Annotated in this window: 23 protein-coding genes; 3 read left to right on the top strand and 20 right to left on the bottom strand. The window is 34.9% G+C overall.

Annotated features, from left to right (window positions below; all coding sequences use genetic code 11):
- Window positions 1-12: 12 nt before the first annotated feature.
- Window positions 13-1,008 (top strand): DUF4238 domain-containing protein, encoded by a 996-nt coding sequence (locus FLAPXU55_RS10710; RefSeq protein ID WP_180857647.1) that lies wholly within the window; start codon window positions 13-15, stop codon window positions 1,006-1,008.
- A 177-nt stretch (window positions 1,009-1,185) separates the two neighbouring features.
- Here FLAPXU55_RS10710 and FLAPXU55_RS10705 read toward each other — a convergent pair whose 3' ends face one another.
- From FLAPXU55_RS10705 to FLAPXU55_RS10690, 4 genes are all read right to left on the bottom strand, one after another.
- Window positions 1,186-1,983, bottom strand: a complete 798-nt coding sequence (locus tag FLAPXU55_RS10705; protein WP_180857646.1) for a hypothetical protein — start codon at window positions 1,981-1,983, stop codon at window positions 1,186-1,188.
- On the bottom strand, window positions 1,980-3,344 hold the full coding sequence (locus FLAPXU55_RS10700; protein ID WP_180857645.1) for a DUF4238 domain-containing protein: 1,365 nt from the start codon (window positions 3,342-3,344) through the stop codon (window positions 1,980-1,982). Before FLAPXU55_RS10700 ends, FLAPXU55_RS10705 begins: the two co-directional genes overlap by 4 nt.
- A gap of 77 nt (window positions 3,345-3,421) precedes the next feature.
- Window positions 3,422-4,402: a hypothetical protein gene (locus tag FLAPXU55_RS10695; RefSeq protein WP_180857644.1), complete on the bottom strand. Its 981-nt coding sequence runs from the start codon at window positions 4,400-4,402 to the stop codon at window positions 3,422-3,424.
- The gene (locus FLAPXU55_RS10690) at window positions 4,399-6,531 is read right to left on the bottom strand and encodes an OLD family protein (RefSeq protein ID WP_180857643.1); all 2,133 of its coding nucleotides are present in this window, start codon (window positions 6,529-6,531) and stop codon (window positions 4,399-4,401) included. Before FLAPXU55_RS10690 ends, FLAPXU55_RS10695 begins: the two co-directional genes overlap by 4 nt.
- A gap of 111 nt (window positions 6,532-6,642) precedes the next feature.
- On the opposite strand from FLAPXU55_RS10690, the gene FLAPXU55_RS10685 reads away from it, so the two are divergent.
- On the top strand, window positions 6,643-7,689 hold the full coding sequence (locus FLAPXU55_RS10685) for a ComEC/Rec2 family competence protein (RefSeq protein WP_235992025.1): 1,047 nt from the start codon (window positions 6,643-6,645) through the stop codon (window positions 7,687-7,689).
- Window positions 7,686-12,815, top strand: coding sequence for an ATP-binding protein (locus tag FLAPXU55_RS10680; protein ID WP_180857642.1), 5,130 nt, complete (start codon window positions 7,686-7,688; stop codon window positions 12,813-12,815). The genes FLAPXU55_RS10685 and FLAPXU55_RS10680 overlap by 4 nt, the downstream gene beginning before the upstream one ends.
- A 325-nt stretch (window positions 12,816-13,140) precedes the next feature.
- Here FLAPXU55_RS10680 and FLAPXU55_RS10675 read toward each other — a convergent pair whose 3' ends face one another.
- The 16 genes from FLAPXU55_RS10675 to FLAPXU55_RS10600 all read right to left on the bottom strand — a co-directional run bounded on the left by FLAPXU55_RS10675 (window position 13,141) and on the right by FLAPXU55_RS10600 (window position 26,290).
- Window positions 13,141-13,446, bottom strand: coding sequence for a hypothetical protein (locus tag FLAPXU55_RS10675; RefSeq protein ID WP_180857641.1), 306 nt, complete (start codon window positions 13,444-13,446; stop codon window positions 13,141-13,143).
- A gap of 2 nt (window positions 13,447-13,448) precedes the next feature.
- Window positions 13,449-14,516, bottom strand: coding sequence for a hypothetical protein (locus tag FLAPXU55_RS10670; protein WP_235992024.1), 1,068 nt, complete (start codon window positions 14,514-14,516; stop codon window positions 13,449-13,451).
- A 113-nt stretch (window positions 14,517-14,629) separates the two neighbouring features.
- On the bottom strand, window positions 14,630-15,466 hold the full coding sequence (gene traN / locus FLAPXU55_RS10665) for a conjugative transposon protein TraN (RefSeq protein ID WP_180857640.1): 837 nt from the start codon (window positions 15,464-15,466) through the stop codon (window positions 14,630-14,632).
- A 15-nt stretch (window positions 15,467-15,481) separates the two neighbouring features.
- Entirely contained in the window at window positions 15,482-16,771 is a 1,290-nt protein-coding gene (gene traM, locus FLAPXU55_RS10660; protein WP_180857639.1) for a conjugative transposon protein TraM, read from the bottom strand.
- Between the two features lie 2 nt (window positions 16,772-16,773).
- Entirely contained in the window at window positions 16,774-17,034 is a 261-nt protein-coding gene (locus FLAPXU55_RS10655) for a hypothetical protein (protein WP_180857638.1), read from the bottom strand.
- 6 nt (window positions 17,035-17,040) lie between these two features.
- Window positions 17,041-17,661: a conjugative transposon protein TraK gene (traK, locus tag FLAPXU55_RS10650; protein WP_180857637.1), complete on the bottom strand. Its 621-nt coding sequence runs from the start codon at window positions 17,659-17,661 to the stop codon at window positions 17,041-17,043.
- Between the two features lie 11 nt (window positions 17,662-17,672).
- Window positions 17,673-18,881: a conjugative transposon protein TraJ gene (traJ, locus tag FLAPXU55_RS10645; RefSeq protein ID WP_180857636.1), complete on the bottom strand. Its 1,209-nt coding sequence runs from the start codon at window positions 18,879-18,881 to the stop codon at window positions 17,673-17,675.
- A 4-nt stretch (window positions 18,882-18,885) separates the two neighbouring features.
- On the bottom strand, window positions 18,886-19,521 hold the full coding sequence (locus tag FLAPXU55_RS10640; protein WP_180857635.1) for a TerB family tellurite resistance protein: 636 nt from the start codon (window positions 19,519-19,521) through the stop codon (window positions 18,886-18,888).
- An 11-nt stretch (window positions 19,522-19,532) separates the two neighbouring features.
- Window positions 19,533-20,147: a hypothetical protein gene (locus tag FLAPXU55_RS10635; protein WP_180857634.1), complete on the bottom strand. Its 615-nt coding sequence runs from the start codon at window positions 20,145-20,147 to the stop codon at window positions 19,533-19,535.
- A gap of 14 nt (window positions 20,148-20,161) precedes the next feature.
- Window positions 20,162-20,851, bottom strand: a complete 690-nt coding sequence (locus FLAPXU55_RS10630; RefSeq protein WP_379704147.1) for a conjugal transfer protein TraI — start codon at window positions 20,849-20,851, stop codon at window positions 20,162-20,164.
- Window positions 20,852-20,856: 5 nt separating this feature from the next.
- Window positions 20,857-23,325, bottom strand: a complete 2,469-nt coding sequence (locus FLAPXU55_RS10625) for a TraG family conjugative transposon ATPase (RefSeq protein WP_180857632.1) — start codon at window positions 23,323-23,325, stop codon at window positions 20,857-20,859.
- Between the two features lie 35 nt (window positions 23,326-23,360).
- A complete protein-coding gene (locus tag FLAPXU55_RS10620) occupies window positions 23,361-23,672 on the bottom strand; it encodes a DUF4133 domain-containing protein (RefSeq protein WP_180857631.1) in 312 nt (103 codons plus the stop codon).
- Window positions 23,672-24,007, bottom strand: a complete 336-nt coding sequence (locus FLAPXU55_RS10615; RefSeq protein WP_180857690.1) for a DUF4134 domain-containing protein — start codon at window positions 24,005-24,007, stop codon at window positions 23,672-23,674. The genes FLAPXU55_RS10620 and FLAPXU55_RS10615 overlap by 1 nt, the downstream gene beginning before the upstream one ends.
- A 129-nt stretch (window positions 24,008-24,136) precedes the next feature.
- Entirely contained in the window at window positions 24,137-24,595 is a 459-nt protein-coding gene (locus FLAPXU55_RS10610; RefSeq protein WP_180857630.1) for a hypothetical protein, read from the bottom strand.
- Window positions 24,596-24,826: 231 nt separating this feature from the next.
- A complete protein-coding gene (locus FLAPXU55_RS10605) occupies window positions 24,827-25,021 on the bottom strand; it encodes a YqaE/Pmp3 family membrane protein (RefSeq protein ID WP_180857629.1) in 195 nt (64 codons plus the stop codon).
- A gap of 78 nt (window positions 25,022-25,099) precedes the next feature.
- The gene (locus FLAPXU55_RS10600) at window positions 25,100-26,290 is read right to left on the bottom strand and encodes a hypothetical protein (RefSeq protein ID WP_180857628.1); all 1,191 of its coding nucleotides are present in this window, start codon (window positions 26,288-26,290) and stop codon (window positions 25,100-25,102) included.
- Window positions 26,291-26,299 lie beyond the last annotated feature (9 nt).

The following is a 26,299-nucleotide window of genomic DNA, read 5'->3' as shown; positions in this document are numbered from 1 at the left end:
TACTCTTCAATTATGGTGGAAGTGAAAAGACAACATTATGTTCCTCGAACTTATTTAAAAAACTTTTCAAGTGAAAGAGGTGACAAATACTTTATAAAAGCACTACCGTCCGCAAATTGTATCGAAGAAGCCATTTATGAATCCAGCACTTTAAATATATGTTTGCAGACAGGATTATATACCCTGCCTGGAGAAACAGAACAACAAAGAATGTTAATTGAAAAGTTTTACTCGGATAATTACGAAGCTTATTATGATGAAGTTTATCAAATTCTAACAAACCCAACGCGAAAAACGATTACAGAAGCAGAGCGAGAATTAATTATTTCTACTGTTGTTACAATGTTCTACAGGACAACAAAATGGATAAATCAACACAATACCTTTTTTAACAGAGTTTTAGAAAACGCTTACGCATTAGCGAAAAACAATGGATTTGATTATATTATTTTTGAAAAAGAAAAAGTTTCAATTGCTAATAAAACACTCGAACAACTTCAAAAAGAATACAAATTCGAAAGTAGGCCTTCCCAAGTCATTACTCAATTAGAGACTGCATTAAGTTTAATAAAATGGCGTACTCAAAAAGACACCATAATGGTTGTTAAAATTATTGACGATCCAGAATATATAACAAGCGATAATCCAGTTGCATACGATGGCCCTTCAGGGAAAAATTTAGCCCCATTTGATGCAGAAAACATTTTAAAATTGCCACTAGACCCCAAGCATCTCCTTTTACTGATGCCATACGGGAATGAAGAAAACAAACTTAACATTACGCGAAGTGAAAGGTCTGGTATTGCGAGCGAAAATTCAAAATTAACTTCAAATTATTCCCAGTTGCTCAATTCTGAGAGGTTTCTATTAGGAACTGACAAAGGTCTAAAAAGTTATATATCGACAAAACAAGAAACAGAAAGGCCCTTGAGTGACGAAGAAAATTTAAAGTTTGATAAAATTGATTCTGATCTCGAAAAAATGCTAAAAGAAATAAAGCTGAAATAGATCAAGAATTTTACTATATTTAAATAGAAACCATCATAGATACAACCACGATTAAATCGGCATTCTTTTAAAATATAAAATGTCCATTACTTTTAAAATTATTTATAAAAAACGATAAATCATAATTCAGAAAAGCAATTTTATCAGTTTTAATTATCGCTTGCATAGACACTCAAGTTAACTATTCCTTATCATGTCTACTGCTAAATTATAGGCATATTTGTATTTTTCAGGCGAATTTTTCATTAATCTTTCAGTGTTTTTCAAATGATCCTCAGTGCTAAGTGAATATTTATCAACTCCGTATCTTGCCAAAATATTTATTAAAGGCTGTTTGCCCCAAACGTCTTCGCCCTCACCATCAGGGTGTATGTTTACAGTATGACAATATCCTAATGGAGTTCCACTAAATTCTTCTGTATATTTAGTTGCAATAATGGACATTGCTGGAAGTTTTTCTAATTCTTGTTTTGCATGGGCAAATACCATACACCATCCAAATGAAAATTTCCCTGCTAAATGAGCCGGGATTTTAGGATTGAGTCTTTTTGGTATTGACTCCAAAAAATCTAAATTATTAAGAATAGCTTTTTCCGCAATTTTAATTTTGTTTTCGTCTGCTTTTACCCGAAGAGGTAAGCTCTTAAGATCATCCTCACTATAATATCTAGTAACTACTCCTCCTTGACCGTTCGCCCTTTTTATTACTATTGGGGTAATTGTGTTATTGTAAAATTCTTGTAAGTTATGAATGCCCTTAAAATCAATAGCTAAATTAGCATCTGTTCCAACATAAACACGCAGTGATTTCATGTTTTCAGGCAAGTCATCCTGAGTTTTTCCAAACCAATCAACATGAAGGAGCCATCCAGTAATTCTAGCCAATGCAATTGCAAAATTTACGCCATCATTATTTTCCCATTCAACTATTAAACCTTTGTCAAATCCTCGCTCATTATTTCTGTCTATATTCATAAAGTTTTTTTGTTAAATAGATATATTTTTATTGTTTTTATAAAATTTAGAAAACGTCGTAATCCACTTTGCTTAAAACCCTCTTCATTTTTCTTCTTTTCATTTCTAATCAATTCAAAAATTTGCAACATTCTTTTATCTGCATAAGTTAACTCGTACAAATCACTTGCTTGATCAATTATGTTTATTTCAGGTTTTCCTACTGCCCATCTCAAAGATTGATTACAATGCCACTCAGCCCTTTCATATGGTACATCATTTAAAATAACTGCAAGTAAAAAACTTTTTTCACACTTAAATTCTATTCTCCCTTGCGATTGAGTAATAATTTTCACCGGTAACATGTTGTGATCCTTATTTCCAAAGATAATCAATAAATCTCCCATAGGCAGATTTTTATTCGGCGGGGGCCCCTTTCCCATCTCCCCTAATGTTACAGTTGTTTGATTAAACTTAATTTTTGGATTGTCTAAAATTATTGCTTTTACCAAACTTGAATTATCAGTATTGCCATATACAAAACGATAGGACTGTAATATTTGAAGACTATTATAATATTTAACATGTTCCTCATTGTTTAGAACCAAAGGATAAACTTCTTGAACCGCTCTTAATATTTGCGCAGCATCATCATCCAAAATTCCAAAATCTGCTTGTAACTGCAATTTATTTAGTATTGTTGGACAGCAAAAACTAACCATAAACTGCGGACTTATAGGAAAATATATTTCAATACCTTTTTCAAAAATCCCAAGCCCCCCGTATTCAAAGTTATTGTCAAAAACTACGGGAGTATCTGATATTATAAATGGGATTTTTGTTTCATTTTTAATCAAATAAATCCCCATCTTTAAAAGTAGGTAAATTTCTTCCTCAATATCGAATGCATTCATAATTGAAAAAGCTTTAATTTCTTCTGGATTAAGCTTTTCATGACCATTTTGATGATTGCTTTTTGATTCGCTAATTACTTTTTCAATTGTATTGTAAATTTCCCTGTCAACGTAATCCAGCGTTGATCTCTCTAGATTGGTCCTTCTCAACTGGTTTACAGTTACAGCCGCCAAGGAAGCAAAGTCATCAGCTTCAAAATTCTGAAAAGACCCTTGCTCAATTATCTTTTTTGTGATCTCTGCATATAAACTATCTATTTTCTGGAAAAGAAATTCTAAATTAAACTCTTCCCTATCTGTTAAAACAGTATTATAGTCTTTTTCACTGCCACTGTTTAATATTGAAGAAGTATAACTTTTTTCAGTCTGCTTATCAAAAACGTAAATTTGCTTTTTCTTTGAATCTATGCTGAATCTCCTTAGAATTGATTGAGGCAAATAATGATGTTTTTTTGATTCATTTGTCATAATAAGAATATTAATTTTACCACTAGTAGTTTATAGACGAAGCAGTCAAGATCATTAAATTAATCTTTACATAGAATTTATTTCTTTTTTATAATACCTAATTCCAACAATATATCTCTTTTCATTCTGCTCAGCGGCCTTTTATCAAAAAATTCCTCATCATTATAGGTACCAAAAGCAAGCCTATACATTTCATCTTCGGAAATTGACAATCCCTTGAACTGGCTTGCAAGAATCGTAAGGTAACTTTCGGAATAAGCAGATTTTATTTTACGCAGGTCCTCTATTTCATCTTCATGCATTTCATAAATTTCTTTCATTTTAAAAGCAGCTACCGTATTAAATGATTTTGATCCCGCGATTGACCTGATATCAAAACCATAAGTATCAAAACTTTTATTGTAATAAGTAAATTTAAACTCAGGTTTATCAACATACGGATGCAAATGTGTTGCTAAAGTCATTTCAGTTGAACCTTTTATACTACTGTTGCATATATTACAGCTGGGAATCAAATTATAAAACGATAAAGCCAATAGAGGATAACGGCTCTTAGCGAACCAATGATCGAATTCGGGCCGTGTAAGTTTTTGAGGCTTTATTACCGTTTTAGTGTACATCCTATTACAGTAGGTGCACGTATTTATATTTAATTTATGAGCAAGATCATATGTTGAATATATCCTATTCTTCTTTGACGAAAATTTGTCATAATCAAATATTAGGTTCAGCTGATTATATACGGAACCGTATTTCGCTAAGACGGCTATTTCATTAGCCAACCTTGAGGCAACAGGTTTTCGTTTTATTTTAAAATAGCTGGACCATTCTGGAAAATTATAACCTGCAACAACGGTGCTTAAAAACAGCATTTGAATATTAATTAATTCATCGGGCCTACCTTTAAGAATAACTTTCAAATTATCGTCAGTTAAAAATAGTGTAACTGCGGGATCAGCATGGACAACAATACGGGCTTTGATCTCTCCTAGTAATTTAGTATAATGGATATCCAGCGCATCTTTAAATTTCTTATTTGTGGGATCCAAGTAAATCATAATTTCCCCAGCTTTTCGTTTAGTAGATCTATTTCCCTTTGAATAATTTCCTTCTGTACATCTGTTTGATCATTTAGCTCATCTAGCATTTCCGCCAATTTAATTTTAATAACCGGTTCATCAATTATCTTTATAATACTTTGTTGGTGTTCAATTTCACCCTGCTTTATTATATAAGATGATCCTAATTCTTCTTTCTTCTTCTTTTGCTCATTGAGCCACATTATAGTCTGCTCAATTTTTTTTCTGGCAAAATCTCCTATTAATCCATCCTCTACAAAAAAAGAATCTGCTAAGAGATCTGTAATGTTTGCTCCAAATGATTTCTTGGTATCTATCTCGCTATTTAAAATTACTGTTTTACGGTTGCTGTCTTTCTTAAGATAAATTATATTACTGCTTGGAAAATCGGATAATGTTAACGGATCATGAGTTGCAATCACAATTTGTAAGATTGGACTTTCATTATCGCTAGGCTTCTTTCTTTTAACAACACTGTCCCATACATACGGTTTTAATTGAGCAAAAATTATTGGGAGAGTTTCGCATAAAGTATTTATAAATTTTCTTTTCCAAATTGGATGATATCCCAAGTCAGCCTCATCAAGGATTAGCAAAAAATTTTCTGATTCCCTGACATGGTTATTTGTTAAGGTAAAGTCATGGAATGTTGAATATAGATTTAAAATTGATTTCTCCCCATAAGATAAATTCTTATTTGATTCTATATCAATAATGTCCTTCAAGGCAATTGGAATATTGGAAAAATACTCACGCACTTTTGAATATACATCAAAAAGAGCCTTTGTCAGATCTTCTATGTCTTCTCTGTTCACATCAATTTTTAATATAGATCTTCCATTTTCAAAAACAATATCATCTGAAAGAGCTACAAATATATCATGAAGGCTTTTTAGTGCCATAAAACCATTTATGTGATGCATTATATTTGATTTTAGCGACTCGGTCTTAACTCCAGAGAGCTGGACAAACTGACCATATTCTTTCATGACAATATCCACAAGCTCAGTATAATTGTCAATTCTGATTTTATCTTCGTACCTGTAAAAATTCTTATCAATCTGGACAATATATTTTACCAAAAACTGATTTAACAACTCATCAAAACTTTTGCTGTTTAAAATCCTTTCAAAATTAAAAGAACCAGTGAGATCCGTTATCGCAAATGTGTCATTAATAACAAGAAAAGACAGGATATTAATTTCAATATCCTTTATAAAATCTCCGGAACTATGGACGAGGTGCTGATCATGCTCGGAATTATTTCTGTAAGACGGAATATCCCAGATTTCATTTAGTGCATCTACTATATTTGAAGATTTTAATATATCAAGATATGAGTTCAAGAGAGATTCTGTATTTGTATAATTTTTAACTCTTAAATCTCTTTCAATAGTATCCACTAGAGTTTCATTTTTTTTTGGATTTCCTAAATTGGTATCATTATATACTTTTCTAAAATCGCGTTTATATAATTTCTTAGGTATTATATGCAGATTTTCATAAGTTGGAAAATCAGCATATGCCTGCTTAATCGTTTTACTTATATCAGCATTTAGGAAAATTACATCCTTTCGAATATTCTCCATAAAAATTTCGTCAAGTATTTTTTCCGGATGGCTTGAATTCAAACCTAAATGTGAAAAAAAATCTTCTATTTTCGGATCAAAAATTGGCGAAAAATATAGTTCAGTAAAACCGTCAGGCTTATATTTAGAATACTTTATACCTGGCGCAAAATAAACCCTTAAACCTGTTCCTTCTATAAACTGTCCTGATTCATTTCTATCTCCAGTCCGATTATCCAGAAAAAAATGTCCATCCATACCTTCATAAATAAAAATGGATTTTGTAAACTCTTGATACCCTTTATTAATCACTTTAAGTATACTTGTTTTCCCTGCACCATTGGCACCAACAACCGCTGACAATGAAGAAATCCCTGTCCCCCAGAAACCTTCCATAAAACTTGCGTTTTCTTTGAAAATCACCACAATAGTCCTATCATCAATACTTTCAAATTCATAAATAAATCTGCCTCCAAAGTTCAATATTTGGGGCTGGTCAAACAAAAAATGATCGTTTATATAAACTGCTGCTAGTCTCATAGTTTTTTTTATTGTGCTAGTAAATATAATGTTTAGTTTGCATACTACGTAAGTTGCATTTACTGTAAATAATTGTATTTTTATAAAGAATCTTACTAACAACATTATACTTTGATAAACATAGATTTTCTAGATGCAGGCTGTGCAGATGCCATCCACATTTATTTTACAGGTAATGATAAAAAACCACATAATATCATAATTGATGGAGGCAGTGAAAAGGGAGATTTATACGAAAGCGGTTTAAGGAAAAGAATAGATGAAATAGTCAACATTAAAAAGGAAATAATCGATATTTGGATCATAACCCACATTGATGACGATCATATTGGCGGCATTCTTCGTCTTTTGAAAGACACTGAATTATTAGAGACTGTTGATCTATCGCGAACAACATTCTGGTTCAATTACTCCAATTGGGACTATGACAGTGGCATGCGTACAAACAATCTAAAAAACGTAAAGCAGGGCATTACACTAAGAAATTATCTTATTGAAAATTCTAATATCAGAGAAAACATCACAGATGATGATATTATTGACTTATGGGGTGCAAAAGTTAACATTTTGTCACCTGATAATAAAAAATATAACGCACTTTTGAAAGTCTGGCAAAATGAAGAAATTAAAATAAGAGTTTCAGAAACCTCATCTTTAAAAAGCAATAGAAAAAACGACTACAATACAAAAATTGAGGACTTCGATATCAGCAAAGAAGTAAAAGATGCTTCTATTGAGAATGGCTCGAGTATCGCCTTCATTCTGGAATTTAATGGCGAATCCATATTGTTCTCAGCGGACAGCCATTCAGATACTCTTAACAACTCTATTAAAAGTATCTGCAAAGATCAAAAATTAAAGCTCAAGTATATGCAGATTCCTCACCATGGAAGCAGATATAATATCAGCAGCAGTCTGCTGAAAATCATTGACTGTGAAGACTATATCATTTCGGCGGATGGATTCAACCGATCAAATTTACCAAATAAGGAATCCTTAGTAAAAGTGCTCCGTGCCAACCCGGACAAAAACATAAAATTTCATATAACCCAGGAAAATGAGCTTACCCGAAATATTTTCAAAGTGGATAAAGACTCACCAATCAATTTAAAATTCCCTGAAAAGGGACAAAAACACCTTCATTTCACAATAGGATGACAGCAGTAAAAGATTTTATAGTACGTATTGAGAATCCTGTAGGATACAGCGGTGGACTGGTTTATTCTCCATCTCAGGATCGGGAATTGGTATATGTGCTTGTCGCAAGACATTCTCTTGTTAGTACAGACGAAATTCCATGGACTTCTCTGGAACTTTCACTTGAATTTCTTATTGAAAACAAATGGTCAAAATATAATTTACAAACCGAAGACATTATACTATTTGGGAAAAATAATGAACATGAAGACATTGGGGTCTTAGTGATCAAAAAGTCATCTCTGCCCGTAATTCTTGATTACAGTACATGTCCATCTTTGTGTATAGTTCCTGAAAAAGATCACAATCTGGAGATAACAGGTTATCCTAAAGCAGTTCAAAACGAATTAAAAAGAACGCTTTACAAATTAAAAATACTTAGTGATAAGGATTACAGCAATCAAATACAGATTGAAGTATCTGATCCGCTAACTGGTGAATATAATGATGATAATCTTGTTGAAGGATATTCAGGAAGTCCAATATTTGTAAAAATAAAAAGCACTTTTTTTTGCTATGGGTTATTTCTCGCCTACGAGAAAAAAAACAAAAGGATCCTGGGAATTAATCTTAATCTGGTAAATGAACTTCTGCTGTCACAACAATTAGAAACTCTACCAATGCTGGAAATAGAAACAGACGAGGCAATTCATAGTGCGATTGAAAAGCTTAATGAAAATTCTGTGCGGGTTTTGTCAAGAGTAAGATGCAGTGTTGGAAATGTAAATTTGCCACGCACCAAAATAACAGCCCAAGCGTCAACAATTATAAAAAGCAACCGACTGTCAATTATCACAGGAAAACCAGGAACTGGTAAATCAGCCCTAGTCATGAATGTTTTAAATAATCTGAAGGCTGAGTACGAAATATTAGCTTTGCAGGGTGAACAATTAGACAGGGAAAATATTGAGCAGCTATTTTCTGAACCGCCGTTTGGTTTTAAAACCAAATTTGCCGATGTAATTAATTCGCCTGCATACCGTAAAAGGAAAATACTTTTAATAGACAGTATAGAGAAAGTACTGGAAACCAGTAATGCTGATACTATACTGGATTTCTTTGAATTACTTTCTATGAGAGATGATATAACTTTAGTACTTACCTGCAGAAGCTATGCCGTCGAACAGTTAAAAATACGTTTCTTAAGACAGTTCCCTCCCTTTCCCAACTTTGAAGTACCATTGCTTGATAAGACTGAGCTTGACACTGTAGCCGATTCCTATCCAGCCTTAGTATCTTTGCTGGAAAATATTTCTCTTTCAAAAGTTCTTCAAATACCGTTCAATCTTGATAAGGCGGTTACATTACCGGAAAATTCAATAAATATTGATGTCGATTCTGAAGTAAAGTTCAAACAAATTATGTGGGAATATGTCATTGAAGGCCTCGACAAAATAACTGACGCAGATTTGAGAAAACTACGTGGAGACATATTTATGAAAATTGCTTTGCAAAGAACTGCTGCCATGAGTGCATATGCTACTGTTGATGATGCTCCACAGAAAATATTACATTCTCTTATTGCCGACAACATCATTGATCCTGAACCTGTTTTTAAAAATAGTTTTGCTCCCGCACACGACATTTACGAAGACTGGGCATTAACGCGTCATATTGATTCTAATTTCGGAAAACACGTAACTGATCAAGGAAATTATGATAGTTTTTATAAAGATCTTGGATCAACTCCAGCTATCAGAAGAGCCTTTAGAATTTGGATATCAGAAAAAATACAAACTATCAATGAACAAATCAATCACTTTTTAAAAGCGACACTTAAAGAGCAAAAAATACAAAAATACTGGAAAGATGAAATACTCATTGCAGTTATGCAGTCTCCATACAGCAGGGATTTTCTAAGGGAGAATAAAGACTTTCTATTTTTAAATAATTTTAAGTATTTCAAAAGAATAAACTTTTTAGTGCAGGTCGCATGCCAAAAACCTGATTTTACACTTCTCAGTGTTGTAGAGCAGGAAAAAAGAATTGAATTATATCATAATATCAACCTTATTCCGTTTGGAGAAGGCTGGCATAATCTCATTGAATTCATCTTTTTAAATTTGACTGTTCTGCAGACTGAAATGAGATTAATATTACTTATGATGTTACAATGGGAAAAGGGTTTTAAAAAAGAACATCCGTTTCCAGCCGAAGCAGCGTATGTGGGGAAAATTTTAATATGGTATTACAATTTGTTTACTTCAATAGCTTCGCCAGATCTGAAAAGATCAAATACTGATGATTTAAATAGTGGCATATTGTTGCTCTTCAGTCTTGCTGATCTTGTCAAAGAGGATTTGAAAGCAATCATAGAAAATGCATTTCGAAATAAAAAAAGTGCACCTGATTATGCAATTGGCAATTTATATGATAAAATAATAACTTACGTTCTGGATGGATATGAGAGCAAAGAAATTTGTAAAAATTATCCGGATCTAGTTTTAGAAATTGCAGAAAAAAGATGGTTTTATTATCCTCCAACTCCTGAGGAAATTGCCGAAATGTCAAAAAAATCACTTTTTGGAGCACATTATCGATCAGGGATTCACAGTGAAAATGATTTCGGGATACAAGAAAGTACCTCAAGGGATTATTCACCAGCAAGTCCTTATGAAACACCGCTATTGAATCTTTTATTGGTTTCACCTTTTAAAACCTTAAATTTTCTAATAAAGTTATTTAATCATGCTGCAAGCGCCTATGTTAATTCTGACTTTGGAAAAAACAATCAATTTTTGTTCCCTGCCGATGTACGGTCAGAAATAACCATTACAATGCCTGACGGCATTAAGATTAAGCAATATGCAAGCCCGACATTATGGATGATGTTCAGAGGCACATATGTAAGTGTTCCTGACCTTTTACAAGCTAGTTTAATGGCTCTAGAATGTTATTTGCTTTACATCGGCAAAGATATAAAAGAGAACCCGGAAGGAGAATACGCTAAGTTTTTACATTCAGTTTGGGATTATAGTTTTGATATTCTGATCAGAGAAAGCAATAATGTTATGGCAGATGCAATATTAATAAGTATTGCAAATGAACACATGGATCTTGTTGGCAATAAAATTTTTCCTTTACTAAAAATCAAAGAAATATATAAATTGGATTTTAACAGGTGTATAAATGAAACAGAAGCTCTCAGTCCAATTAGTTATAAAAAACACAGCCGACTACGTCATCTGCAGTTACATAATTTTCAAAACCTGAAACATAGAAGCAAAAGTATTGAGGATTTAGTAATGAATCTCAGTTTAGGAAGGTACGAAACTGAGATCTTTCAAATAATAGATCAGTTTAATTCTGAGAATCCTACAGATCAAGCATGGCGTTTTACGCTTACCAGAATAGACAAAAGAAAGTATAAAATTGTCGGAGAAGTTGAGGATGGCTATTTAATGGAAACAGAATTAGAAGAAGATCTAAAACAAGTTGTTGAGCAGAATAAGGAGACACAGGCAATTTCGCATCCTGTATCGCATGCCACATTATGGTCAATGAAAAAATTAAGGAATGAAACTGTTGATGATGATTATTACGGAAAGTGGTCTGAATTATACATGATTTCAAAAGCAGCTGAAAATAATGAAAATATTGCGTCCAGATACAAACAACCAGCATTAATTGCTGCAATTGGCATCAGAGATTTTTATTCTTGTTTGACAACTGCAGAAAAAGAATGGTGTACAGATAAAGTTATTGAACTTTTTAAATATGAGCTTTTTGAAAATAGACAACAGTCAGATTTTCAAAATTCTAAATATACAGTTTTTGAAACAGAAGCATCTTTTTCAGTTATCCCTCTAATAATGTCTAACGCTGAGGATTCTGAAAAAAAAGAACTACGACAATTTATTGTATTCTCTTTAATAAATCTTACTGATAAATCAGAATACCGTTCCCTTATAGAATCAATAAAGCATAATTTGTGGAAATCTGATCCTGACTTCGTTTTACTCTGCATCAGTTCAATTATTGAATATTCAAAAATCTCATTTCTGAAAAGGAATCTTCAATATTTTAGAAGAGATGAAAATAATTCTAAAAAATCTCTTTTTTCACTACTAAGAGAAATTTATTACAAAATAAAGCTGAAAATTAATTCCAGTTCTACAGCTACACGTCATTACTCCGGCTATAATAACTATGACAAAATATTAAATGACTATAATAGTGCAATTAATAAAATAATGTATAAAGTTGCTACCGGAGAAGCTCCTTTACAAATCGATTTTCCTGATTACGAAAAAAATGGAAGCGACTGGCTGTTTGAAGCTTTAAAACTTGTGCCACCAGACACCAATCTAAAAATCCTGCATGATTATCATAAACAATTATTGAATTTCATTTTTGAAAATCTTACAAGACATTCCGATTCATTTGATGATCGACTGCATTATTCTTTGCAGCAGCTCTTTCATCAAAAATTTGCCCAATTTTTACTTAATCAACCTGAAAACATTGCAATTGAACACTTTAAAATGTTAATTGACTGGGCTTATATAGAGGGATCAAGACGTACATATGGAAACAAAAAATATGATTTTGTTGAAAAATGTCTGGAAGAACTTATAAATCAACTTACGATCGATGAATCTAAAAGCAATAATTTTTGGGTTTTATGGAATTATCTAAGCCATAAAATTTTAACAAATAAAACATTCATTTTTGATAAAATACTCCTTCTTGATCATCGGATACTTGCACTATCACAAAAAGAATGGACACCTTTAGAAGGGAAAAAAGATTTTTTTGGAACTGTTATTTTAGGAGGCGGTGACCTAAATTCATCTGGCAGATTAATTGCAGGAATTGGCTATAATGAATTAATGCCTGATGGTATTATCTGGCTGGCGGAGCGAATTAAAAATGAATGGCCGGACAATGAACATTGGAACTTTTATCTCGAAAAAATCGTTATAAAAACGTATTATGACGGTATCAAAAGAAAAGAAGTAACATTATCTGCTGCTCTAAGAAATTCTTTTATTTTGCTATTGGATAAATTGATCGATGAGAGTGCTTCTTCAACCGCTTACATAATTCGAGATGATTTCATTTCAACAAAAGGGATAATCGAATAACTTACTCGTCCAAATACATGATGATAAGTCGAATGAACAGTAATCGTTTATATTTAATTTTTAAAAATCAACTTTGCCACAGTTCTGTCACAGTTCCATTATATGTTTACACATCTTAGACAGTCCCAGCGAGAGACTTCAATAACCTGTAATTAAAGGTATACTAATAGTTCAAAAGGAAATTTTATTTTTAAAAGGAAAGCACTATAGAGCCAAAAAATAATATGCTATCGATCAAAACCAAAAAAAAGAGACTGTCTCCTATTACTGAGACAGCCTCTTGGTACTTAATTCAATTTCACTTCTATATTCGATAACTAGATTATTAAATTTGTTCTACTTCCTTTATTCCTAAAAAATAAATCCTGCTTTTCTGTTTTCTTTTCTTAACCGGTACGTAAACTAAATAACCGTACTCATTGAGTTCTCCCACACAACGAAGATATACTTTAGAAGAAGAAAGCTTAGCAATCGGTTTAATATCATCTGCCGACGCGGAAATAGGATTTACAAACCCCATATCTGACCTGAATTTAAGCAGCGCCGCATATATTGCAATATGTGTGGAGCTAATGCGAAAATCCTTTTCTACAGCAGTAAAAAAATCAGACAGGAGTTTCAAAGTTTCCATTATCAGATTGAATGTGATTTACTTTTTCTGTTATTCTTTTTATTATCGGGCTCAGAAGGATAGGAATCGGAGTCAATACTTTTTTTTTGTTCTTTTGTAGCTGACTGGTTTTCTAATATTGATTTCTTCTCTTCTTTGCTTTCACGATGATTTATACGCTCCATGTTCTGGTCGTAAACTTTAATAGTCTTAAACTGTGGGTTGGCTTCGATATACATTTTGCTTTCAACACCTCCTACGACAAAAGTGACTGATTGAAGGTTGCCTTTTTTGAGGGAATTCAATAAATCCTCTTTGAACTTTGGAGTTCCCAGTTCCTTGATTGAATGCTTTGTCATGCTGGACTCCAGGTCATAACCGTAATTTTGATGATACTGATTCAGCTTGAATGAACCGTTGCTGTCAGTTTCCTTAAAGTTAATCGAAATCCACGCGTTGTAGAGTTCACCATCTTTATTTCGGAGATCTTTATTAACAGATCGTCCTTCCATTAAGTTGTAAGCTTCCTTGAGTGTAATATTACCACCGTTGCTGTTAATGTAAAAAGTCTGCTCTAACGCCTCCTTTGAATTTTCTTTTTGAAGATTCACGTGATAAGAATTGAAAAAATACATATCGCTTTGATCTGACTTTTTAAAATTCAGCGTTGCATTCATAGAGTCCGTCCCGTAAACACCTTCCCTTATAATCTTAAATTCTTTCTCCCCCTGCATCATCTTTTCTTTCAGGTCCTGATCGAATGTCTCTCCAAATCCAGTATATTTTAACTGGTCTTTCAGGTATTCTAAATTTTTCTGATTCATTGTATTTGTATTTAAGTTATTTTCTAAAAAATATTTTTTTTCTCTTTCTTGCCCGGCTGCTGCGGTAAGGTCAACAACCTCATCGATTAAATTATGCATGTCGTCCTGCACGACTGTTCTTAAATCATTAATCAACGAGGATGTCGGCATACTCTTAAAATACTCTGTGTCACTTGTCATTACAAAACAGTATTCTTTCGCATCCAATGAATTTCTAAAAAATTCAACCTTATCAGCATCACATACATTGCACTGGAAAGGCAACATGCGTAAATCCGTTAAAACTTAGTTCTTTAGCAGCCGACAACACAAATTTTATATCGTTGGTATTTAATTTTAAATTGTAATTTTTAAGGTTAAAAGACATTGTTCTTAAATGATTACATTGGAAATATTTTATCAGTCAGGTTGTTATTTATATCAACCTCGAGCTGCCTGCCTCCATTTTTTTCAATCAGCTGGATCGTCAGATATTTTTTATCGGGTATTGTAAACTTTGACAAGGCATAAACAGCAGTCACTTCAGATTTATCGGCAATCACATTTCGAGTGTTGCCAGCGTACAGCGGAACTATTTCAATTTCCTGAGATGCCGTGCGTTGTGATTTCTTCTTATCGCGGATAAAAAAACGGAGCTGGTCAATCTCGTAATTAATTTTTGAAGTATTATCTATTACGAGCCTGAAATACATGATATCCTCATGAATAAAAATACCGTTCACTAAAAGTTTTATTCCATATTTTGAACGCTGTAATCCTGACATTCTTTTCTTTTTTGTTAAAGCCAGGGCAGCAAATTGTTCTATTTTCTTTTGATTTTCATTTTCCGTTGAAAACAAAACATCATCATTTACGACAGCCAGATTATCGGCATTTACGCTTAAATCAGGGCAGGCATCATTAAAGTTTAAAACAAATACATAGAGCCTGTTGTCCGCGGTAACTACCGTAAGGTTGGTCTGGGTAAAATCGAGTTTTGCCGCCTTGAGAAGTAAAATATTTTCGACCCCTTTTGCTTTCTGCATCAGCACATCAGAACTTCCTTTATCCATGCTTTTTATGGCATATGGAAAAACAATACTTGTCGTTTTTGTATAACCGATCTGCAGATTTGTAAGCTGTTCGGCATTGTAGCTGGATTCTTTTTTAATCTGCCCAAAACCTGATACTGCCGTCATAATGTAACACAGCAGATAAATCCAATTTCTATTTTTCATTCTATATTGTTTTAGTTATTGCTGATTCTTTTGTTTCTCATCATAAAGCAGCACCTGATATCCTGCTTTGACTACGACTTTGATAAGCTTGACTTTTTTACTCATAAGGCTTTTGGCTGCTTCAATGCCCAGACCTGCCGCCTGCGCCCCCCAGGAATCTGTGACTCCGCTCAGTCCGAGTGTCTGGATGGAACGGTCCGCAGATGCTTTGGCAACGTCCCTGTTTATAGCGCCCGGAATATAAATTCCGTCAATTCCGTCCAAATCGTAAACCGTTAATTCGACGGGATATATTGAGTTTCTATACTGGATATTATTTACTTTGAGTTCCAGCCTCTCTCCTTTCAGTAATGCAATACCATACAGAAATGTATTTTTCGGAATAACAGTGCCCTGCAGCATAATATCACCGCTGAGCCTGAGTTTTACAATCGAGCCGTTTACAATACTTTGCGTCTCGTGGATTACCGCCTGAATAGCATTGGGCTGATTATCGGCTTGCGAATTGTCATTGCCTCCGTAAAAAGAGTTTACGGGCGACACACCTGCACTTTTTTCTTTCTGCTCCAGCGAGGTTGAATTGTCAATTTCTTTTTTAAGCTCAACACTGAATATTTTTCCTTTCTTCTGGTCTGAAGACTGCTTTAATCTTTCCTCTACACGGGAAGGATGCTGGATGTCCAGTATATTCTCAAGCATTCCTCCAAGCTGCTGAAGTTCTGGATCAGGCTGTTCAGCAGTTCCCATTGAAGACATCATCTGCTCCAAACTCTTTATCTCTTTTGATATTTCGTTCGACGAGCCATAATTTTCAAATTCACTCATATCCTGACCGTACTTGTCTACACCGGCAGGCTGGCTGATGATCTTTTGAAGTGCCTTTATTTTTTCATAGACTTTCTTTTCACTTCCCTGCTGAAACGAAGCGGAATTAAATGCCGACTTACCTTGTGAAAAAATCTTTCTTTCAAAATCTTCGCCACTATACGCCTGCTCTAAATCGTTTAACAACTGACTGCTGGAATAGTTAGGATCTTTTTTTATTTGTTCAAGAAGTTTCATAGAGTCAGTCGCAGCTTTCTCATAATAGCTCATTTTATCGAGAGTGGAATCTTCTTTAAAATTTGGTATGGGCAGTTTAAAATTAAAACCTTTGACAGGATCATTTTCCGCAGTTGCAGTTTCCATCCTGCCCCCTCCTAAAACATAAAACAGAATGCTGATAAAAGGAAGCGCTATTAAAGGCAGTACTAAAAACAATTTTCGTTTTTTAGACTCCTGGGGTGATATTGTTTTTCTTTCCATAATCAATTATTTTTTGGATGGATTGTTTTACTTGTAGATACTGCAGATGCAGTTGAAGGTTTTTCCCTTGAAACTTTTAGGCAGATATTATAAATCAGGTAACTGCCAGTCAGAAGCACAAATAAAATAAGCAGCCCTGTTAGCTGTTTCTTAGACAAACCGTCTGTAAGACTACTCATTCTGCCTGCCCACCATTTCTGCAGACGCAGATAAAAATGAGAGTAAACGAAAGGTTCATTACGTTTTTTAAAAAGCGTTTTCATTATTTCCTATTTTCTGTTCTCAACGCTAAGATCTTTGTTTTCAATAGTCTCCCAGCGTTCGATTAAAAAACCGTGCGGATTATTATCACTTCTTGATACATTTCGAAGGCTTCCACTGGTAATAAGATTTCTGTTCACGATACTGGTCGTCCTTATGATATGCTGTTTTGCATAACAGTTAAAGCGGTAAGGATACTCTTTGACATCTATCGTTACGCTGTCAATCTGAATGGTTTGGCTGATGTTCCCCGATATAATGCCCGAATAAAAACCATTCTCCTTCAGGTCGTCATAAATACGTTTTGCACTGTCGTCGGCCAGGTAAAGTGCTTTTGTTGTATTTGTTTTAATAACCTTATCATCTGGGTCAAGGGTAAAAAACAGCTTGTGAAATGTCTTCACATGATCCCGTGCTTCTATAGGGACATTATCCTTGCGATCCGAGGCGTAGGCTTCAAGCGCCTTGCCGTTAGCCAGTATATATACCTTATCCTGCATTAGTGTTACAGATCGTAAACTCTTGTAAACAGTGTAGCAGCAGACAATAATACATCCCACAATCACCAGCATAGTAAAGCCTCTTACATACCTGAATGCAGTGTCAATATTTTTCATTTTGGTAAACATGAGTTCCTCTTTTAAGTCTTGTTTGAATTTCCTGTAAGCTTATCGCCCATATAATTGCTCTTCTCTGCGAAGTAGGGACTGCTGCCCGCTGAGGAGGACATACTTCTATTCATCCTGGCATCAGCATCTCCCATCGCATCGAGTGCCATCCCTGCACTTTGGCTTGTTCTGGATATTACTGAGTTTGTAGAACTACCAAAGAGATTGGTAACTTTCTGCCCTAAAGCACCTCCCCCAGCGGCATGGACAATATAATTAGCAACTGAGGGAACCGTGAAATACCCAATAATACCAATAATCATAAATATTAAATAAGCCATATCGGTCCTGCTGAAAAAGGTATCTCCTGTAGCCTGAACCTGCGAGAGATCCAGTTTGAGCATGAGTTCCTGAATTTTACCTATGATACTGCCAAAAATATTAGCTACCGGAAGCCATAGATAAATATTTATATATCTTGCGAGCCATACGGTAAGGGTATGCTGAAATCCATCAAAAACTGATATTCCGAAAACAAGAGGTCCCAGGATTGACAATACAACCAATTGAAATGTCCTTAGTGTATCTATGCAGAGGGCAGCAGCTTCAAACAATACCCTCAGCACTTCACTCATCCATTCCTTTACTGAATTTCGAAAGTTATACGACGCTTTTTCCATCGCAAACTTGACATCGTTTCCAATTCCGGCCAGAATACTTTCATCCGAAGGATCTTCATCGTGGGTATATTTGTACCATCTGTCCCTGTCACCACTACCTGTTGCGCCGACATACATTTTCCATGGATCTGTTTCTTTGATCGCCTTTTCTTTTTCTTTTAAAAGGACTGCAACAGCATTATTGGAACCTTTGACCATTGCAGCTGTAGCCGTTACTGTAGGTTTCATTACTCCGTTAATCAAATCCAGGACTGAAGGGAAAATCAGAATGCAGAAACCAATTACAAAAGGCCTGAAAAGGGGATAAAAATCAATAGGCTCTGCGTTAGCAATATGGCGCCAGACACGCGATGCGATATACCAAATGGCGCCAAATCCTGCAATTCCCTGCCCGACAGCCAGTAGATTACTGCACATTGGCATCATCTCATCATAAAGCTGTTCCAGTACGGCGTGCAGGCTCTGCATATCCTCTCCGAGTACCTGCGCCTGAAGAGCACAAGGACTAAACAGGACGATAATTAAATAAAACAGTTTTGTAAAGTTTTGTAAAGTAAGCATGCTCTTAGTTTTTTATTTCATAAAGTTCCTTAGAAGCATAAGCCTCCTTTGATTCCCTTGATCTCTGTAGGAAAAGCACGTTGGTCGAAGCGTTAAAATTTTGAAGGAACGCAATCTTGTCCTGCATCTCCAGATAAACAGCATCCACCGCTTCAAGTCTTTCATCATCTGACATCCTAAGCTTATCTGCTGTTATGACCATCGTCAGTTCATCGAGATTTCGAAGGCTTTGGTTTAAGAGGTTTCCATAGACTTTCTCAAAGTAACTAAGCTCCCTTTGGCTGAAACTCCCGCTTTTTACAAACCGATCGAGTCCCTTTTTACTTTCCTTTACAAGCTTGATTTGCAGATTTACAATATCCCCTACCCGTTTGTAATTTTTTACCGCAGGGCTGACCTGCATCAGGGCATCTAAAAAAGTTTTATGGAGATTGAAATTTCCTTCTGTCATATCTTTGACCGTTTTGTATCCGCCTGAAAGTAGCTCATATCCCTTTTTCATATCGCTTAAAATCTTTTTGAACTGGGACAGCTTTTCAATATTTAAGATAAGCTGCTGGATTTCTGCAGACTGCGCCTCTGCTTTAAAAGGCATTAAAAGTGCAGCCATTACCATTGCCGTAATGAGTATTTTTTTCATGTTTTTTATTTTTATAAATCGTACAATGCCAGTGATGCCTTAGCATCTTTAACAGTCCGTGCTTTTGATAAAGACAAAAGCGCTGCTTCCCGGCTGAAGGAAATGCTGAAATTATAATCCTCCAGCATCGTTTTATGAAGCGCATCAATACGTTCTATACGCTGGTCGTCTGTAAGTTCCAACTTAGAATCGGTCGTAATTGTTATGAGCTCGTTTAAAGTGTCATCGCAGTTTTCAAGTAGTCTTTTAAAAGAACGCTCGACATGTTTAAGTTCATTACCATGAAACAGATCACCTGCGTTTAGATTACTGACCGTCTTTCTGCATGTTTTCATAATCTTAAACTGCATAGAAATAATTTCAGCTGTTTTGTAATAGTTTCTGACTTTAGGATTAACATTTAAAAGTGAATTGAAATAGCCACCATGAAGGTTTACTTCTCCTTTCTTTACATCCCCGATAAAATTCAATCCCTTGGAAACGGCAGAATATCCTTTTTTTGCATAATCCATGTAGACATGAAGAGCAGCAATCTGCAGCAGTAGTTCCTTTCTCTGCTTGGCCTGCCCCTGCACTGCGTTTGAAAGAAGCATTATTGCTGTTATTATTAAAATGATTTTTTTCATATTAATTTAAGTAGTTACGGAATTCCGTAAAATTGTTTCACCTGATTTACATCTGCCTGCGTTTTTGCCCTCTGAAGGCTCAGCATAATATTCTGCTGATTAAAAAGGTTCAGGTCGTCAAAATTGGAATCGATCTCATCAGCCGCTTTATTAATGATTTCAAGTCTTTTTAAATCGCTCATCTGGGTGCTAAAAGAATCCAGTATCAAAAATATTTGGTCGATGCTCTTGACGCTTTCTTCGAGAATACCTGAATAGACACGCTCCATATACTCAATTTCAATTTCTTTAAAATTAGAATCTTGTTTAAAAAGGTTCCACGCCCTTTCATATTCCTGAACCAGACTGGTCTGCTTTTTTGTAATTTCTTTTATCCGTTGGTAATAGGTGATTAAAGATTTTACCTTAGCCAGTTCTTCGTAATAGCCTTTATAAAGTTCTTTCTGTTTTTTGGTCCAGTCCGATATCTCATCGAGTTTTAATTTGGACAGCACATTCTCAACTTTTTTTTGTGCATTCTGTAACCATATCGTTTTGTTCTGCAGTTTCTGTATTCGAAGGTCAATTGCTTTGATGACTTTTTTAGTGACTGCTTTTACAATTTCCAGAATCGGAAGAACGGCTGTTTTTTCTGCTGGTCTGACCGAAGTACTTATTAAAAGCAGGCAGATCAAACACGTAAATATTCTTGCTTTCATTTTCATTTTTATTAAGTTCCACTTCTAATATCCTGAGCCATTGCAGCAATACCTTTCTTGATGTCACCTCCGAACTTTGCTGCATATTTGTTCATTTTAAATTTCTCACTTTCCTCAGTGGTGTAGGCCAGATATTCTTCAAGGGAAACTTCTGTGCGATACACTTTAGAAGACATGCTTCCAAGCGATATGAATACCTCTTTGTATTTCTTTGAAGGATCATTGGCTTTGTTCACAGACAGTACAAGTGCCTTTTCTTTGTCTGTGAGTCCAAGCAGTTCCTGGATCTGGTCAAATTTGTTCTGGTACTTGCTTTGGTCCAAAAGGATCTTACAGTCGCTGTTATTAATAATCGCCTGCTTGACAACAGGTGATGAAATAATATCTTCCACTTCCTGAGTGACTACAATTGCTTCACCGAAAAATTTCCGAACGGTCTTGAATAAATACTTAATATATTCCGACATTCCTTCCTTTGCGATGGCCTTCCATGCCTCCTCAATCAAAATCATTTTGCGGATGCCTTTAAGCTTTCTCATCTTGCTGATAAAAACTTCCATTATTATAATTGTGACCACTGGAAAAAGTATTGGATGGTCTTTGATGTTATCAAGCTCAAATACGATAAAACGTTCTTTTAAAAGTTCCAGATTCTCGGTTGCATTTAAAAGGTAATCAAACTCACCTCCCTTGTAGTAAGGCCTTAGTACATAAAGAAAATTAGTGATATCAAAATCTTTCTCTTTTACTTTATCACCCTCCAGAATCCTGACAAACTCATCTTTTAAAAATTCATAAAAGCTGTTAAAACATGGAAAGATTTCTTTCTCTCTATCAAGTTTTTCAAAATACAATTGCAGCGCATTGGAAAGTGCCACATACTCACTCCTGTTGAAGGTCTCATCATCTTTTTTCCAAAGCGCCAAAAGCAGTGTTTTGATACTTTCCTTTTTCTCAGTATCCAGAGTGTCGCCTTCGGAAATATAAAACGGATTGAAACGTATGGGATTCTTCTCATCATATGTGAAATAATAGCCGTTCACCATATCACATAAACCTTTATAACTATGCCCGACGTCAACCAGAACAACATGTGTCCCCTGCTCGTAATAACTTCTCACCATATGGTTGGTAAAAAACGATTTGCCGCTTCCCGAAGGACCAAGAATAAACTTATTTCTGTTGGTGCAGATTCCCATCTTTACTGGCTCGTCGCTGATATCCACATGAACAGGTTTCCCTGTCAAACGATCTCCGAGTCTGATACCCATCGGGCTCAAAGAAGAACGATACCCTGTTTCCATATTCAGGAAACAAACTGCCTGCTCCGTGAAAGTATCAAAGGTGTCATTCATTGGAAAATCAGCAGCGTTGCCCGGCATTCCCGCCCAATAAATCTGTGGTGCTCCTACGGTCTCCTGTTTTGCAGCAGCATCCATCTGTGCCAGAGCTGATGAAACTTTATTTTTAATTTCCTTAAGAGTTTCCTCATTATCTGTCCAAGCCAGTATATTAAAATGCGCTTTTACAGGAAGTCTTTGCTGAGCAATCGCCTCGTTCAAAAAATCATTGGTTGCATCCCTAGCGATCATATTCTCACGGCTGTAGGCTGATAAGGATTGAAGCCTGAGTCTTTTGCTCTCGAGCTTCTGGATTGTTTTCTGCGCATCTTCAATAAAAATATATTGGTTGTAGATGTGGTTACAGGATAAAAGCTGTCCCAGAGTCGAAGCAAAACCTATACTGAACTTCGTTTTATCGGTGCAATAACGGTCAAAATTAATTCTTGAACCGCATAGTGTGGGAAGATCTACCGCATCGCCAAGTGTAAATAACTGGCAGTGCTTATCCCCTATTCTAAGCCCGTCTTTAAAAGAAATATCATTAAAAACAAATTCATTTTCCTTCTCTGATAAAAAACAATAACGCTCAATAAGTCCAATCTTTCTGCTTTGGCTTTGAAGTTCATCATTTTTCATCTGGGTCAGCTGTACAAATCCACTGTCTTCCAAAATCCTTTTGAACTGTCCTGCCGAATCCATAAAATCCTGAAGCTGCTGCGGTCTCAACGTTTCCTCAGGTACCGGAGTATTTCTAATCAGCGTTGAAAACAAGGAACTCGAATTCTTCCTTCCTGCCGGTTTTTTGGTCAGCATGATATAACAGCTGTGGTCAAGAAATGGTCTTTCATTGAAAAACCTTTCACTGCTCCTGCTGAGAAAGCTGGTATCATCATTTGTAAAATCAGCTTTATATCCTTTTTCCAAAAACCAATCCTGCTTGTGAAATACGCAGAACTTCGGCAGTATCTTCACCGCTTTGATCCATGACTGGTGAAAAGCCTCATATTCCTGATCTGACATTGTGAAAATCGCAGGCAGTTCTACTTTAAATACAATTGTAACATCACCTTGTTTAGATAAAATACAGTTATGCTCAACATCGAGTATCGGTAAAATTCCTTCTATTATCTTATCCATTATTCATCACTTTAGCATTTAACTTTCTACAACTATCACTTAATAAAAATATACCTGCTATGCACTTTAATATTTTTTGGAAGTTGTTTGCGTGCTATTGATTTCATCATTCCATGTTCACCGTATGTATTGCTCATTTTATAGATTTTAACCACCAGGATGGTTCCTGAAATGCCAATAAATCCTATACAAATAATTGAGGGAATACCGATAATGTACAACACGGCAAAAACAATCATAAGCGAAACAACACCTCCACCCAGATACCAGATATACTGCGCTTTTAGACCTTTAAACTCAATACTTTTATTTATTCCCTTGTTGATTTGATAGACACTCACTGCCATTACACACCGAAAAAAGATTTAATAACAGTAGCTACAACTACCAAAAATACACAGCTGCCAAACCATGCCGCGGCCACTTTGCCGGTATCGGGATCTCCCGCGTTCCATTTCTGATAAACTTTGACGGCCCCAATTAGACCAAGGATAGCTCCTACCGCATACATCAGCTCAGTTCCCGCATCAAAGTAGCTCCTTACTTTTTGATTGGCTTCGTTGATTCCGGCTACTCCGTCCTGGGCATAACTAAAAGCATTTATCATTAATATTAAAAAACAGGTTAATAAACCTTTAATTCGATACAAAAAGCTCTTTAATTTCCATTTACATTTTTTCATCATTGCAACATTTAAAGTTATCTTTATAGTAATAAAAACAGAGGAATACCGCCGTCACATCAACTATTCTCCTTGTCACATTGTTCAACACCGCACTAGAGCGGACGGGGAATATTCCTCTGTAAGTTTTTATGAAATGGCCTCATCCCACAACCCATCCATTTCCGGGTAAGTTAAAATCAGCTGTGGGTGCTTTTCGCATTCTGAGACCATAAGGGCATTGATTTTTTCTCGAAGAGAGGATCTCTTTACATATGGATATGCTTCTAGAATAAATCGGATATAATTTCTGAATTCAACAGCTGAAAGGTTGGTCTGGCTTGATTCAATAATTGCTGATTGCAATTTTGAAAACAGTTCTTTTCCATCTTCCAAAGTATCGAATGGTTCTCTGAACTCTGAAAATAAATCACTTGACTCTGTGCTATTCTTTTTCGTTCCTGTTCTAAAAACTCTGAATTTTCTCTTTCCGTGTAGCAGTTCTTTCAGCGAACCGAAATAAAATTTAAGTAATACAAAAACATACCAAAGAAATAATAGTATTATAACAGCTATTGCGTAGTTACTCCATGAAATATTTGAAAGCATAATCATTTTCATTAATCGTTAAACATCATCTCCTGCTTTAAATCACATCTGGATCGTTGTGATTTTAAATACAGGTCAAAGGAACGATTAGAATAAAGCTTATACAAGTACAACTTTTGTTGTACCCTTTTGTACCCCTTGTATTTACTAGCTTTACAACAAAAAAAGCTCACAAGAAATAATGGGTTTCATTATTTCTTGCGAGCTCTGAATTATTTAAAATTAGGCCTTTTATTTTCTCATAGCCTTAATTAATTTGTTATTTCGCCTTTCGGCTCTTGAATTCTGCAACGACACTACCGCCCATATTGCGGCAGGGATCCAGCCGATCAAAGTAATCTGTAGAATCAAACAGAGTAATGCTGTTAAAAGTTTGCCTCTTAAAAGAAAAGAGATTGACGGAAAAAATATTGCAATAAGTGTCATAATTCTTTGATTTTTAATATTTGTCGTAATTAATAAAATTTGTTACGTAGCAACTTTTAATGAATTCGATAAATCAATTTAATACGTGTTTATTTTTTTAATGATTTTCTCAAGTGTCTGGACAGCAATATCTTTATCTCGGTCTTCAGCACTATAAGATTTACTTCGAACCGACTGATAAGATAGTTCTTTCTTATAAGGTGTGGATAAGTATGGTATAATCATCCTGAAGAAATAATTCATTGAGCGGGCTTTAACAATCCTTGACTCATCAGCAGCTCTCAAGATTAACGCGAGCTGATCGGCTGATAAGTCACATTCAATTTTAGAATCCTTGTCTGCATTTTGGGTGCTATCATTGATACCTTCTACATCTGCTTTAATTGATAGTTCAAACTTTCTCTCCAGAAAATAGATTTCTTGCTTAAACCAATTTCCTAAGTCAGCTTTTATATTATTTCTACTTGGATCAAATGATATATTTTCGTTGGAATAAATGCGTTCAAACTCCTTCTGAAGAAAGAGAAGCTTCGTTATCCTGTATGGAATCGAATCTTTTTCATCAATCTCATTATTTATTTGTTCAATCATATAATCGACATATTCAGAGCTATTAAAATTCTTTTCTATCAGTAGTTTTTCAATACTTGAAAAGAGATTTACATCAACAGTTTTACCGATGTTTTTAATGCCCATTAAAAGTTCTTTTTGATATAACAGCTGACGATATGTAATCTTCTTTCCTGAAAATGTTTCAAGAAATTGAGATAAATTTTTGACAACTATTTGTGCTATTCTACCATTTAAACCTGCATAAGATTTTGCAGAAACTTTTTTTAGCTTTAATTCCAATTCACTTCTTGAAAGCATCAAATAAGTAATCGGGACCCTTTCATCAAGACTTAAAAAATCTGAAAATCGGCTTTCGATAATCGAGAGCAATTCTTCCAGCTTAGTTTGGAATAATTCATATAGAGACGACAATTGTGAGTTATGTAGAATGTTCGGTTTCTGATATTCAATTATTATGTCTAATAAATATATTACGGTGGAATGATACTTTCTCACTTGCAGCCTTACTTCTCTTTTTCTTCTGAGAAGGAAAATTTCTCGTTTCAGATAGTTTTGGATGTTCTTTGATTCTTTTTCAATATGCTCTGATATTGTAGTAAAGTCTTGCTTAGACATTTTTTCAGTTATCAGCCTTTCAGGAGCTAACGTCTGAGATATGATTAGATCAAACCATTCTAAGGGATATATTTTGTTCATTGTACTATT

This window comes from Flavobacterium panici (genome assembly GCF_903819335.1).
Classification (GTDB): Bacteria; Bacteroidota; Bacteroidia; order Flavobacteriales; family Flavobacteriaceae; genus Flavobacterium; species Flavobacterium panici.
The sequence above is the reverse complement of the archived record's forward strand: the minus strand, read 5'-3'. Positions and strand labels throughout refer to the sequence as shown.

Bases quoted from the DNA above. Each gene is read 5' to 3' on its own strand.
- FLAPXU55_RS10710 (WP_180857647.1), top strand. From the start codon at position 13: ATGGTGGAAGTGAAAAGACAACATTATGTTCCTCGAACTTATTTAAAA.
- FLAPXU55_RS10705 (WP_180857646.1), bottom strand. From the start codon at position 1,983: ATGAATATAGACAGAAATAATGAGCGAGGATTTGACAAAGGTTTAATA.
- FLAPXU55_RS10700 (WP_180857645.1), bottom strand. From the start codon at position 3,344: ATGACAAATGAATCAAAAAAACATCATTATTTGCCTCAATCAATTCTA.
- FLAPXU55_RS10695 (WP_180857644.1), bottom strand. From the start codon at position 4,402: ATGATTTACTTGGATCCCACAAATAAGAAATTTAAAGATGCGCTGGAT.
- FLAPXU55_RS10690 (WP_180857643.1), bottom strand. From the start codon at position 6,531: ATGAGACTAGCAGCAGTTTATATAAACGATCATTTTTTGTTTGACCAG.
- FLAPXU55_RS10680 (WP_180857642.1), top strand. From the start codon at position 7,686: ATGACAGCAGTAAAAGATTTTATAGTACGTATTGAGAATCCTGTAGGA.
- FLAPXU55_RS10675 (WP_180857641.1), bottom strand. From the start codon at position 13,446: ATGGAAACTTTGAAACTCCTGTCTGATTTTTTTACTGCTGTAGAAAAG.
- FLAPXU55_RS10670 (WP_235992024.1), bottom strand. From the start codon at position 14,516: ATGTTGCCTTTCCAGTGCAATGTATGTGATGCTGATAAGGTTGAATTT.
- traN (WP_180857640.1), bottom strand. From the start codon at position 15,466: ATGAAAAATAGAAATTGGATTTATCTGCTGTGTTACATTATGACGGCA.
- traM (WP_180857639.1), bottom strand. From the start codon at position 16,771: ATGGAAAGAAAAACAATATCACCCCAGGAGTCTAAAAAACGAAAATTG.
- FLAPXU55_RS10655 (WP_180857638.1), bottom strand. From the start codon at position 17,034: ATGAAAACGCTTTTTAAAAAACGTAATGAACCTTTCGTTTACTCTCAT.
- traK (WP_180857637.1), bottom strand. From the start codon at position 17,661: ATGTTTACCAAAATGAAAAATATTGACACTGCATTCAGGTATGTAAGA.
- traJ (WP_180857636.1), bottom strand. From the start codon at position 18,881: ATGCTTACTTTACAAAACTTTACAAAACTGTTTTATTTAATTATCGTC.
- FLAPXU55_RS10640 (WP_180857635.1), bottom strand. From the start codon at position 19,521: ATGAAAAAAATACTCATTACGGCAATGGTAATGGCTGCACTTTTAATG.
- FLAPXU55_RS10635 (WP_180857634.1), bottom strand. From the start codon at position 20,147: ATGAAAAAAATCATTTTAATAATAACAGCAATAATGCTTCTTTCAAAC.
- FLAPXU55_RS10630 (WP_379704147.1), bottom strand. From the start codon at position 20,851: ATGAAAATGAAAGCAAGAATATTTACGTGTTTGATCTGCCTGCTTTTA.
- FLAPXU55_RS10625 (WP_180857632.1), bottom strand. From the start codon at position 23,325: ATGGATAAGATAATAGAAGGAATTTTACCGATACTCGATGTTGAGCAT.
- FLAPXU55_RS10620 (WP_180857631.1), bottom strand. From the start codon at position 23,672: ATGGCAGTGAGTGTCTATCAAATCAACAAGGGAATAAATAAAAGTATT.
- FLAPXU55_RS10615 (WP_180857690.1), bottom strand. From the start codon at position 24,007: ATGAAAAAATGTAAATGGAAATTAAAGAGCTTTTTGTATCGAATTAAA.
- FLAPXU55_RS10610 (WP_180857630.1), bottom strand. From the start codon at position 24,595: ATGCTTTCAAATATTTCATGGAGTAACTACGCAATAGCTGTTATAATA.
- FLAPXU55_RS10605 (WP_180857629.1), bottom strand. From the start codon at position 25,021: ATGACACTTATTGCAATATTTTTTCCGTCAATCTCTTTTCTTTTAAGA.
- FLAPXU55_RS10600 (WP_180857628.1), bottom strand. From the start codon at position 26,290: ATGAACAAAATATATCCCTTAGAATGGTTTGATCTAATCATATCTCAG.